Origin of the sequence: Streptomyces sp. NBC_00876 (assembly GCF_045207435.1) — a bacterium.
Lineage (GTDB): Bacteria > Actinomycetota > Actinomycetes > Streptomycetales > Streptomycetaceae > Streptomyces.
Map to the genome: position 1 here is coordinate 7,803,540 of NZ_CP108800.1, position 11,615 is coordinate 7,815,154.

General features: G+C 69.8%; 13 protein-coding genes. 11 read left to right on the forward strand and 2 right to left on the reverse strand.

Annotated features, from left to right (window positions below; all coding sequences use genetic code 11):
- The first annotated feature begins 235 nt into the window (after positions 1 to 235).
- A complete protein-coding gene (locus OG782_RS34085; RefSeq protein ID WP_406457699.1) occupies positions 236 to 1,720 on the forward strand; it encodes an SDR family NAD(P)-dependent oxidoreductase in 1,485 nt (494 codons plus the stop codon).
- A 346-nt stretch (positions 1,721 to 2,066) separates the two neighbouring features.
- Positions 2,067 to 2,237: a hypothetical protein gene (locus OG782_RS34090; RefSeq protein WP_406457701.1), complete on the forward strand. Its 171-nt coding sequence runs from the start codon at positions 2,067 to 2,069 to the stop codon at positions 2,235 to 2,237.
- Between the two features lie 91 nt (positions 2,238 to 2,328).
- Here OG782_RS34090 and OG782_RS34095 read toward each other — a convergent pair whose 3' ends face one another.
- Together OG782_RS34095 and OG782_RS34100 are read right to left on the reverse strand one after the other, a co-directional pair.
- Complete coding sequence (locus tag OG782_RS34095; protein ID WP_406457703.1) at positions 2,329 to 2,703, reverse strand: fluoride efflux transporter FluC; 375 nt, start codon at positions 2,701 to 2,703, stop codon at positions 2,329 to 2,331.
- Entirely contained in the window at positions 2,700 to 3,170 is a 471-nt protein-coding gene (locus OG782_RS34100; protein WP_406457705.1) for a fluoride efflux transporter FluC, read from the reverse strand. The genes OG782_RS34095 and OG782_RS34100 overlap by 4 nt, the downstream gene beginning before the upstream one ends.
- 199 nt (positions 3,171 to 3,369) lie before the next feature.
- Here OG782_RS34100 and OG782_RS34105 point away from each other — a divergent pair, with 199 nt between their 5' ends.
- From OG782_RS34105 to OG782_RS34145, 9 genes are all read left to right on the forward strand, one after another.
- Entirely contained in the window at positions 3,370 to 4,332 is a 963-nt protein-coding gene (locus OG782_RS34105; protein WP_406457707.1) for an urea transporter, read from the forward strand.
- A 63-nt stretch (positions 4,333 to 4,395) separates the two neighbouring features.
- Positions 4,396 to 4,701 carry an urease subunit gamma gene (locus OG782_RS34110; RefSeq protein ID WP_406457709.1) on the forward strand — a complete coding sequence of 102 codons (306 nt, stop codon included), beginning with the start codon at positions 4,396 to 4,398 and terminating at the stop codon, positions 4,699 to 4,701.
- Positions 4,702 to 4,705: 4 nt separating this feature from the next.
- On the forward strand, positions 4,706 to 5,563 hold the full coding sequence (locus tag OG782_RS34115; protein WP_406457711.1) for a cobalamin biosynthesis protein CbiX: 858 nt from the start codon (positions 4,706 to 4,708) through the stop codon (positions 5,561 to 5,563).
- On the forward strand, positions 5,560 to 6,060 hold the full coding sequence (locus OG782_RS34120; RefSeq protein ID WP_406457713.1) for an urease subunit beta: 501 nt from the start codon (positions 5,560 to 5,562) through the stop codon (positions 6,058 to 6,060). Before OG782_RS34115 ends, OG782_RS34120 begins: the two co-directional genes overlap by 4 nt.
- Positions 6,060 to 7,784, forward strand: a complete 1,725-nt coding sequence (gene ureC / locus OG782_RS34125) for an urease subunit alpha (RefSeq protein ID WP_406457715.1) — start codon at positions 6,060 to 6,062, stop codon at positions 7,782 to 7,784. The genes OG782_RS34120 and ureC overlap by 1 nt, the downstream gene beginning before the upstream one ends.
- Before the next feature lie 5 nt (positions 7,785 to 7,789).
- Positions 7,790 to 8,536, forward strand: coding sequence for an urease accessory protein UreF (locus OG782_RS34130; protein ID WP_406457717.1), 747 nt, complete (start codon positions 7,790 to 7,792; stop codon positions 8,534 to 8,536).
- 29 nt (positions 8,537 to 8,565) lie between these two features.
- A complete protein-coding gene (gene ureG, locus OG782_RS34135) occupies positions 8,566 to 9,186 on the forward strand; it encodes an urease accessory protein UreG (protein ID WP_406457719.1) in 621 nt (206 codons plus the stop codon).
- 1 nt (position 9,187) lies between these two features.
- Positions 9,188 to 10,147 (forward strand): urease accessory protein UreD, encoded by a 960-nt coding sequence (locus OG782_RS34140; RefSeq protein WP_406457721.1) that lies wholly within the window; start codon positions 9,188 to 9,190, stop codon positions 10,145 to 10,147.
- Positions 10,148 to 10,180: 33 nt separating this feature from the next.
- The gene (locus tag OG782_RS34145) at positions 10,181 to 11,530 is read left to right on the forward strand and encodes an ammonium transporter (protein WP_406457723.1); all 1,350 of its coding nucleotides are present in this window, start codon (positions 10,181 to 10,183) and stop codon (positions 11,528 to 11,530) included.
- Positions 11,531 to 11,615: the final 85 nt, after the last annotated feature.

Here is an 11,615-nt window from a genome sequence, read left to right on the forward strand (position 1 = left end):
CCAATGGATACGAGGGGCTTTCCCCTGCCGGGGGCGGCCGCCGGGCGCACCCGAATGGAGCAGCGTGCGAATCATGGCAAACTTGACCGGGGCGTTCGGCCCGCAGTACGGCGGCTTTGCGCAGAAGCCCGCGGCCGGGCCTCGGTCCCGTGGACGCCAGTCCTCGTGAGCCCGGAGCGGTTCCGCGCCATGGTCCGCCGAGACAGTCCGGCGGCACGAGTACAGAGGAACGGCAATGACGGTGACAGAGGACAGCCCGGAGCTCGCGCCCGGTATCGAGGAGTTCGGTCCCGGTATCGACCCGCAGCGGCTGGCCGTCTGCCTGGGCGTGCTCGACGAACTCGACTCCATCGAGGTCGACCACCCCGACGCCATCGCGGTGCGCCGCGCCACCGCCGGTGTCTACCGGACCGTGAAGCAGCGGCGCCGCCAGGAGCGCCGGGCCGCCAAGACCGCGCACGACAAGGCGGTGACCGAGGCCACCGCGACCGGCTCGGCGGACCGCATCGACGACGAGACCCAGGGCGTCCTGCCGTCCTCCTCCGCCCGTGCCGAGATCGCCGGGGTGCTTCAGCGGCCCAGGTCCTGCTACATCTGCAAGACGCGGTACGTCGAGGTCGACGCGTTCTACCACCAGCTCTGCCAGTCGTGCGCGCACGAGAACCGCTCGCGGCGCGACGCGCGCACCGACCTCACCGGGCGCCGGGCGCTGCTCACCGGCGGACGCGCCAAGATCGGCATGTACATCGCGCTGCGGCTGCTGCGCGACGGCGCGCACACCACGATCACCACCCGTTTCCCCAACGACGCGATCCGCCGCTTCAAGGCGATGCCGGACAGCGACGAGTGGATCCACCGTCTGAAGATCGTCGGCATCGATCTGCGTGACCCCGCCCAGGTCCTCGCGCTCGCCGACTCGGTGGCCGCCGAAGGACCGCTCGACATCCTGATCAACAACGCGGCGCAGACGGTCCGCCGCTCGCCGCAGGCCTACAGCGAACTGCTCGGTGCCGAGTCCGCCCCGCTGCCCGCGGGCGAGCTCCCGGCCGCCGAGGTGATCGGCACCTTCGGCAGCGGCAGTGTCGACCGGGTGGCCGCGCTGCCCGCCGCGCGCAAGGAGGGCCTGAGCGCCCAGGACGTCACCGAGCTGGCCCTGGTGACCGGCTCCGCCTCGCTGGAGCGCATCGCCGCCGGCACGGCGATCGATGCGGGCGGGCTCGTCCCGGACCTGCACCACACCAACAGCTGGATCCAGACAGTCGACGAGGTCGAGCCGATCGAGCTGCTGGAAGTCCAGCTCTGCAACTCCACCGCGCCGTTCATCCTGATCAGCAGGCTCCGCCCGGCGATGGCGGCGACGGCGGCCAAGCACTCCTACGTGGTCAACGTGTCCGCGATGGAGGGCGTGTTCGGCCGTGGCTACAAGGGCGCGGGTCACCCGCACACCAATATGGCCAAGGCCGCGCTGAACATGCTGACCCGCACCAGCGCCCAGGAGATGTTCGAGAAGGACGGCATCCTGATGACCGCCGTCGACACCGGCTGGATCACCGACGAGCGCCCGCACCCCGACAAGATCCGCCTGGCCGAGGAGGGTTTCCACGCCCCCCTCGACCTGGTCGACGGCGCCGCCCGCGTCTACGACCCGATCGTCCGCGGGGAAGCGGGCGAGGCGATGTACGGCTGCTTCCTGAAGGACTACGCGCCCGCCAACTGGTAGCAGTCCGACGGTGCGGCTCCACCGTGCTGTCGAGGACCCGGTCAGGAGATACTCCTGGCCGGGTCTTTTCCGTACCGGGTGGCTGAAAGTGACCGATGGCACACGTTCCATCGAGCGCGGACGCGCTCATTTGGTTACTCTGATGTGAACGGACGTCATCGAGGAGTCCACGAACCTTCCTCGACCGTCCTGGGACAGGCTTGTCAACCAAGTCGCCGTCCCGCCCCGTACCCGGCGCCACCGCGACCGAACTGTTCCTGCCCCGCCCCGCACGGGCGGCTGATTCCCGGTAATGAGGCCGGGGCGTCGGCGATGCCCGGGGCCACGTGACACAAAGGAGTGCGCGGTGACGACACCAGAACTGACGAAGCACGAGGACCGGCCGGCCGAAGCGAAGCGGGCCACCGGACCCAAGAAGCTCCAGAACATCGACGTCTGGGCCAGGTCCGCACCGATCCGGCTGGCCGGCTACGAGGACGACCTCGCCGAGCCGCACATCCTGCCCGGCATCGACTGAGTGCCTCGCCCGAGCTCCGGTCCGGTCCCCGTAAGGGGCCGGGTCCGGAGCTCGGTCATGGAGCGGCGTGCCGCTCAGAACGCCGTGCCGCTCAGAACGCCGTGCGCGCCAGAGCTGCGCCGGCGAACGAGAGACCCACGCCCACGCCGACCGTGAGCACGAGATAGCCGGCCGCCAGGCTCAGCCGGCGGGCCGAGGTCAGGGTCAGCAGCTCGTAGGAGAACGTCGACCAGGTCGACAGGGCGCCGCAGAACCCGGTGGCCAGCAGCAGGTTCAGCCGGGCCCCCAGCTCACCGACGGCCACGGACTCGGCGATGAAGCCGAGGAACAGCGCCGCGCCGGCATTGGCCGCGAAGGTGCCCCACGGGAAGGTGCTGTGGAGGCGGAACTTCGCGTCCACCCCGAGGAGATAGCGCAGCGGGGCGCCCATCAGGCCGCCGGCGAGGACGAGCAGCCAGTCCGTCATGGTGCCTCGCTCCCCGTGCCGTAGGAGCGGCCGAAGCCGAAGTGGGCCGCGAACGCTCCCGCGGTGACGGCGGCCAGGGCGGCCACCACCGTGAGCAGCAGGCAGCCGATCGCATAACCGGTCTGACCGTTCTCGAACAACTCCCGCACGTCGTCCGTGTAGTGCGAGAACGTGGTGAATCCGCCCAGCACGCCGGTGCCGAGCAGTGGACTGAGCAGCCGGGGTGCGCCGGGGAAGCGCAGCTTCAGGGTGACCATCAGGATCCCCATCAGGAAGCACCCCGCGGTATTGATCAGCAGCACCGTCCACGGGAAGGCCGAAGCGCCGGTCGGCCAGAGCCGTTCGGCGCCGTAGCGGGCCGCGGCCCCCACGGCGCCGCCGATCGCCACGGCACCCACGACCGGGAGCTGTACGCCCGGATGGTGATCCGGGTGGGTGCGGTGGTGCAGCCGCATCTTCTGGGACATCCCGCGAACCTACAAAGTGGCCTGCGGTGCCCCGGGGCGCCGCAGGCGGAACGCCTCGCGGCGACACCCGACCGGGCTACCGATGGTGAGCATCTCGCGACAATCCGTCATATTTATGACTCCATGGCTTTTGTGGTGAATTGCCCTTCCGCTGTCTTCCTCGGAAGGGCACCCGTCCGTCGAGTCGCTGGAGCCCGCCTTGACTCTTGCCGAGCCGGAGATCTTCCGGCGCCTGGAGAGCCGTCAGCCGTCCGCGTACCTGCTGGCCTCACTGCGGGGCGTCGGACAGGTCGACCTCCAGCCAGGACTGCTGACCGGTGCAGCCATCCTGGCCGGACTGTGGGCGGCGGGCTGGGAGACGGGCCTGTTCGCCACGCTCGGCACGCTGATCGCCACCGCGACCGCCTACGCGCTGGCCGTCGACCGGGCGGGCATCGCGCTCGGTCTGCAGGGCTACGCGGGCTGTCTGACCGGCATCGCCCTCGTCTCCTCGCTGGGCAACCACGTCGCCACCTACATCCTGACGGTCGTCGGCGCCATGATGTGCACGCTCCTGATGGCCGCCCTGGGCACGTTCCTCACGCCGTACGGGCTGACCCCGCTGACCGCGCCCTTCTGCCTGGTATCCGGCGTGATGGTGGTGGGCGCCCCCTCGTTCGAGCGGGTCTGGCACGGCGCCCCGGTCTCCGGGGCCAGCACCACGACCGGTGACACGGCCATGTCCTGGGACATCCTGTGGCACGCCTTCTTCAACAACGTCTCGCAGGTCTTCCTCGTCGAGAGCTGGTACGTCGGGCTGATCATGCTTGTCGGACTCGCCCTGGCCGGGCTGCGCGTCGTGCTCTACGCCGCGGCCGGCAGCGTGATGGGCATCGTCGCCGCATGGGCGCTGGGCGCACCCACGGCGCTCATCTCCAACGGCATCTACGGATACAACGCGGTGCTCGTGGCCCTCGCCGTCGGCGCCGTCTTCATGGCCAACACGGTCTGGACCGGCGCCTACGCGCTGTTCGGCGCGGCGGCCAGCACCGGCCTCACGGCTTCCCTGACCTCCTTCTTCAAGCCCTTCGGCGGCCACACCTTCACCTGGCCGTTCATCCTCACCACCTGGGTGCTGCTGGCGGCCGTGCCGCTGCTGCCCCGCCTGCGCCGGAGCGGCTGACAGCGCCCGCGCCCAACGGACCTCCTGCCCTCACCCCGTACGTCCCCGAGGAAGGTACTGACGATGAACCTCGCACCTCGCGAGATCGACAAACTGCTCGTCTACGTCGTGGCCGACCTGGCCCGCAAGCGCCAGGGTCGCGGTCTGAAGCTCAACTACAGCGAGTCGGTGTCGCTGATCACCGAGGCGATCCTCGAAGCGGCCCGCGACGGCAAGAGCGTCGCGGACTGCATGGAACTGGGCCGGCATGTCGTCGGCGAGGCGGACACCATGCCCGGCGTCCGGGAGATGCTCGGGCTCCTCCAGGTCGAGGCGTCCTTCGTGGACGGGACCAAGCTCGTGTCCTGCCACGACCCCATCGGCGGCTGACCCCGTGGCCGGACAACCCGGCGTCATCGCCGTGTGCGGCCACGAGGCCGCGTACGGGCGTGCGCTGGACGCACTCGTGGACCCCGGAGTGAGCGTCGTGCCGAGCGGGCGCGAACTGTTCCGGACCATCGCGGCGCAGCGGCGCCGGGGCGAGGAGAGCGTGGTCGTTCCCATGACGCTCGGCCGCGATCCCGAACTCGTCGCGGACACCGCCCGTACGCTGCGCGCGGTGACGGCCGGCGAACGCGGCGGCGTCCTGCTCGCCGAGCAGTTCGGCACCGCGCAGCACCTCGTCGCCTGGCTGCGCGCCGCGGCCGGCCGGGTGCCCGAGAGCTCCGCTCTGCTGCTCACGGCCCCGTCCGGCGACCCGTTCGAGGACGCGGAACTCCACCGGATCGCCGCGCTGGTGCGCCGCTACGGCCGGCACGCCCTGGTCGAGGTCGCGTTCACCGGCGGGGACCCGGACCCGGCCGAGGGGGTCCGGCGCTGCATGCTGCTCGGCGCGGAGCGCGTGACCCTCCTCCCGGCCGCGTTCGCGCCGGCGGAGGCACCCGGCGGGGCACAGGTGCCGGTGGACCGCGCGGGTCCGCTCGTAGCGGCGTCCGCGCTGCGGCGGGTCCTGGCCGAGCGGGTGGCCGACGCCCGGCGGCGGTGGGCCGACCACGGCGACGACGGAGTCGCGGCGGGGCTGACCGCGGCGGACGACCACGGCCACTCCCACACCCACCCGCCGGGCGAGGGCCATGAGCACGCCCACGGACACGGTCACTCGCACGTTCACGGACCTGCGCAGACGCACGGCCATCATCACCACCACCCGTCCGCCGATGGAGCGGACCGAGGCATCAGGAGCATCGCATGACGTTCCGTCAGAAGTATCTGTACGGCAAGGACCCCATCGAGATCAACGCGGGCCGCCGCACGCTGAAGCTCACCGTGAGCAACACCGGTGACCGCGCCGTGCAGGTCGGTTCCCACTACCACTTCTTCGAGGTCAACTCGGCGCTGTTGTTCGACCGCCAGGAGACGCTCGGCATGCACCTCAACATCCCCGCCGGCACCTCCGTGCGCTTCGAGCCCGGCGGTTCCCGCGAGGTGGAGCTGTGTGCGTACGGCGGAACCGGCCGTCTCGTCGGCTTCAGCGGACTGCTCAACGGCAGCCTCGCCTCCCATCCCGCCCGCGTCGAGGCCGTCCGCAAGGCGATCGAGCTGGGATTCCAGGGCGCGCAGAACACCCCCGGCGCCAAGAGCCCGGCCAAGAGCCCCGCGAAGAGCCCGGCCAAGAGCCCGGCGAAGAGCCCGGCCAAGAGTTCCAAGGTCTCCCAGGCCACCAAGGAAAAGAAGAAGGGTTCGCGCTGATGCCCATCCTGCCGCGCAAGCAGTACACCGACATGTTCGGTCCGACGGTCGGCGACCGCTTCCACCTCGCCGACACCAACCTCGTCGTCGAGGTCGAGAAGGACTACAGCGAGGGCCAGTACGGCGACGAGATCCTCTACGGCGGCGGCAAGACCATGCGTGACGGCATGGGTTCCGATCCGCAGGTCACCGCCGCCCAGGGCGCACTGGACACCGTCATCACCAACGTCGTGGTCATCGACCCCATCGTCGGTATCGTCAAGTGCGACATCGGCATCAAGGACGGCCTCATCGCCGGCATCGGCAAGTCGGGCAATCCGCAGGTCCAGAACAATGTGCACCCGAACCTGGTCATCGGGGCGGGCACGGAGTGCATCGCCGGTGAACACCTCATCGCCACCGCGGGAGCGATCGACAGCCACGTCCACCTGATCGCACCGCAGCAGGCCGAGCAGGCACTCACCAACGGCATCACCACGCTCATCGGCGGTGGTACCGGGCCGAGCGACGGCACCAACGGCACCACCTGCACGCCGGGACCGTACAACATCGCCCGGTTCCTCCAGGCGGCCGAGGCCTTCCCGGTCAACCTCGGCATCATGGGCAAGGGCAACGGCAGCCTGCCCGAGGCGCTCAACGAGCAGATCGAGGCCGGTGCCTGCGCCCTGAAGGTCCACGAGGACTGGGGCGCCACCCCCGCCGTGATCGACAACGCGTTGAACGTCGCCGACCGGTACGACGTCCAGGTCGCCATCCACACCGACAGCCTCAACGAGAGCGGCTACTTCGAGGACACCCGCTCCGCGTTCGACGGCCGCACCATCCACACCTTCCACAGCGAGGGCGCGGGCGGCGGCCACGCCCCCGACATCATGCGGGTCGCGGGCGAGCCGAACATCCTGCCGTCCTCCACCAACCCGACCCTGCCCTACACCAAGAACTCGGTGGACGAGCTCCTGGACATGGTCATGGTCTGTCACCACCTCAGCCATGACATCCCCGAGGACGTCTCCTTCGCCGACAGCCGGGTCCGGGCCGAGACGATCGCCGCCGAGTCGGTCCTGCACGACCTCGGTGTGATCAGCATGGTCTCGTCCGACTCCCAGGCCATGGGCCGGGTCGGGGAGTCCGTCACCCGGACCTTCCAGATCGCCCACCACTGCAAGGACAAGCTCGGCACGATGGAGGGCGATTCCGCCCGCAACGACAACCAGCGGGTGCTGCGCTACCTGGCGAAGGTCACCATCAACCCCGCCATCGCCACCGGCATCTCGGATCACGTGGGTTCGATCGAGAAGGGGAAGCTCGCCGACATCGTGCTCTGGCCGATTCACTCCTTCGGTGCCAAGCCGAAGATGGTGATCAAGGGCGGCATCATCTCGTGGGCGCAGATGGGCGACCCCAACGCCTCACTGCCGACCCCGCAGCCCGTCATCTACCGCCCGATGTTCGGGCAGTACGGCAAGGCCCTGCCGTCGACGCACGCCACCTTCATGTCCCAGGCCGGCATCGCTGCCGGGGTCCCGGCCGAGCTGGGCCTGGACCGTCTGATCCTGCCGGTGAGCCGCACCCGGACCATCGGCAAACACAACATGGTCCGCAACGACGTGCTGCCGGACATCAAGGTGGACCCGGAGACGTTCAAGGTCACGCTCAACGGCAAGGTCGCCACCATCGACCCGGCCGAGACGCTGCCCCTCAACCATCTCTTCTTCCTGGTCTAGGGCAGATGTACCGCGACGAGGGCGATACCTCCGGAGACATCGTGAGCGCGGTGAAAGGGACCGGTACCGGGCTCGGGCCGCTGCTGGTCAGCCTCCAGCTGACCGACTCTGCCTTCCCGAGCGGGTTCTACACGCTGTCCCACAGTCTGGAGGGATTCGCCCAGGCCAAGGCCGTCGACCCCGACGGCCTGCCGCTGCTGCTCCAGGACCTGCTGCTGCACGGCGTCGGCCCCGCAGACGCCACCGCGCTCGCCCTCGCCCACCGCGCGACCGCGGCGGGCGACCCGGCGGCCGCCGTCCGGATCGACGAGCACCTCTTCGCGACCAAGCTGGGCCGCGAGATGCGCCAGGCCGCCACCCGGACCGGACGGCAGCTGCTGGACCTCGGGCAGGAGGTCTTCGGCCGCCCGGAGATCAGCGACTACTTCGACCGGGTCGTACGCCGCGAGGCGCCCGGCACCCAGGCAGTGGCCGCAGGGGTCATCTACGCGGCGACGGGCGTGCCGGTGCGCCAGGCCGTCGCCGCCGACCTGTTCGCCTTCTGTGTCAGCTTCGCGGGCGCCGCCCTGCGGCTGCGGCTGACCGACCACCGTACGGCGCAGACCCTCCTGCGGGGCGCCGCTCCCGTCATCGAGGCAACCGTCGAGGCGGCGCTGCGGCGGGAACTCGAGGACGTCGGCGCCACCGTCTTCGCCTCGGACATCATGTCCGGCCGTCATGAACGCGCCGAAGCACGGCTCTTCGCCAGCTGATGGCCACCCCGACTCACACAAGGAGCACCATGGACGACAACGTACTGCGGGTCGGCATCGGCGGACCGGTCGGATCCGGCAAGACGGCGCTCATCGAGGCGCTGGTGCCGATCCTGATCGAGCGCGGCCACCGCCCCGCCGTCATCACCAATGACATCTACACCCAGGAGGACGCCCAGCACGTCCGCCGTACCCTGGCCGGGGTCCTCGAACCCGAGCGGGTCGTCGGTGTGGAGACGGGCGCCTGCCCGCACACCGCCGTGCGCGACGACCCCACCATGAACCTGGCGGCCGGCGCGGAGATGCTGGAGCGCTTCCCGGACACCGACACACTGCTCTACGAGTCCGGTGGCGACAACCTCACCCTGACCTTCAGCCCGGCCCTCGTGGACCTCTTCCTCTTCGTGCTGGACACCGCGGAGGGCGAGAAGATGCCCCGTAAGCGCGGCCCCGGCATCACCGAATGCGATCTGCTGGTCATCAACAAGATCGACATCGCGAAGTACGTGCGCACGGACATCAACATCATGGAGTCCGACGCCCACCGGGTCCGGGACAACCGCCCCGTCGTCCTCACCGACTGCCTCACCGGCGTCGGCATCGACGACATCGCGGTCTACCTCGAATCGCGCCGCAAGGTGCTGATCTGAGATGCCGCTCGCCCCGCCGCGGCCGCGCGCCGACCGGCTTGCCGAGGAGTACTACGCCGCTGTCCGCGTCCCCCCGGACGTGTTGGCTCTGGCCTCCGTACCGGACACGCTCGCCGCCGGCTCCCCGGCCAAGGTCGGCATCCTCGACCTGGCCTTCGCCGTACGGGGCGAGCGCACCGAACTCGTCGAGCGCTACCAGAAGACACCGTTGCAGATCATGCGCCCGCTGTGGATCGATCCCGCGCTGCCCGGCATGAGTTACGTCTATCTGATGGCGACGGGGGGCGGTGTCGCCCAGGCCGACCGGTACCGGATGGACTTCCGCTGCGGCCCGGACACCCAGGTCCATCTGACCACCCAGGCCGCCACCAAGATCTTCCGGATGGAGCACGACTACGCGAGTCAGCGGGTGCACCTGACGGCCGAGGCCGGGAGCTACGTCGAGTACCTGCCGGACCCGCTGATCCCGTTCAAGGACGCGCGCTTCTACCAGCGCACCGAGGTCACCGTCGCACCCGGCGCCACCGTCGTCGTCGGCGACACCCTCACCGCCGGACGGCTGGCCCGCGGCGAACGGCACGCCTACCGGGTGCTCGCCACCGACCTGCACATCAGCCGGCCCGACGGCACTCTGCTCGCCGTCGACACCCTGCGCCTGATGCCCGGGCGGCAGGGCGAAGGCGTCCTGGGGCCGGGCGTGTTCGCCGGGCACGACCATGTCGCCTCACTGTTCGTCGTGACCGACCGCGTCCCCGCCACCGAACTCGCCGCCGCACTGCATGAATCGCTCGCCGGTCTCGGTGTCCTGTACGGGGTCAGCGTCCTGCCCCGGGACTGCGGCGCCTGGCTGCGGCTGCTGGAAGACAGCCCGATCAGGGTCGCCGCCGCGCACGAAGCCGCCCGGCAGGCCGTACGCCGCCTGCTCACCGGCCACCCTGCCCCCGACCTGCGCAAGCCCTGACATCTCCCCATCGACCCCCACGAGGATCCGCCGATGAATACCGCTCCCGCGCCGATGCCGGCCGCGTACGACTCAGGGGACACCGCCTGGCTGCTCGCCTCCACCGCCATGGTGCTGCTGATGACGCCCGGCCTCGCGTTCTTCTACGGCGGCATGGTGCGTACCAGACACGTGCTCATGATGATCAAGATGAGCTTTGCCGCGCTGGCCTTCGGCACGCTCCTCTGGTGGGTCATCGGGTACACCCTGGCGTTCGGTCCGGATGTCGGCGGCGCCGGAATCATCGGGAACCTCGATCACGTGTTCATGCGCGGCATCGAGCTGAACACACTGACCGGCGCGATCCCGACCTACGTCTACAGCACCTTCCAGATGGGCTTCGCCATCATCACGGTGGCGCTGATCAGCGGTTCGATCGCGGACCGCGCGACGATGAGGGGCTGGCTCGTCTTCGTCGTGCTGTGGCTGCTGATCGTCTACATCCCCATCGCACACTGGGTGTTCGATCCGGACGGCTGGATCGTGAAGCACCTCGGCGCCCTCGACTTCGCCGGCGGTCTCCCGGTGGAGCTCAACTCCGGTGTCGCCGGCCTCGCGGTCGCCCTCGTGCTCCGGGCGCCGCGCGACTTCGCCCGCCGCGAGGAGCGGCCCAACAACATTCCGCTCGTGGTCATCGGGGTCGGGCTGCTCTGGTTCGGCTGGTTCGGCTTCAACTCCGGTTCCGCGCTGAGCGACCAGGGCACCGCCGCGGCGGCCTTCATCAACACCCAGCTCGGGGCCGCCGGCGCCATGGTCACCTGGCCGCTGGTGGAGAAGTGGCGCACCGGCAAGGTCACCACGATGGGCGTCGTCTCGTCCGCCGTCGCGGGCATGGTCGCCATCACCCCGGCCTGCGGTGAGATCAACACGCTCGGCGCGGTCATCACCGGTCTCGTCGTCGGTGCGGTGTGCGCCTTCGCGATCACGCTCAAGTTCCGGTTCAACGTGGACGACACGCTCGACGTGGTCGGCGTGCACGGTGTCGGCGGCCTGATCGGTCTGGTCATGGTCGGGCTCTTCGCCACCGCACGCGTCAGCGGCAAGGAAGGTCTCTTCTACGGCGGCGGCTGGGGCCTGCTCGGCAAGCAGCTCGTCGCCATCGTCTCCGTGATCGCCTTCTCGTTCATCCTCACCTGGATCATCGCCAAGGCCGTGGACCTCACCGTCGGCTTCCGGGCGAAGGAGGAGTACGGCCATGTTCCCGGCGAGGAGCAGGAGCGCGTGTACGACTTCCAGACCGCCGAGCGCCTGGGCGCACTGGTCTCCGGTGAGCGGGTGACCAGCGACGACGAACTCGTCAAGCAGATCAGCACGTTGCTGCGGGCACGCGAGGGCGACCGGTAGCCGGACCGGCGTGGGCCGGGCGTCCGACGTCCGGCCCGTACCGGTTTCTCCCGTCAGTCATCCGATGGATACGGGGGAGGAGTTT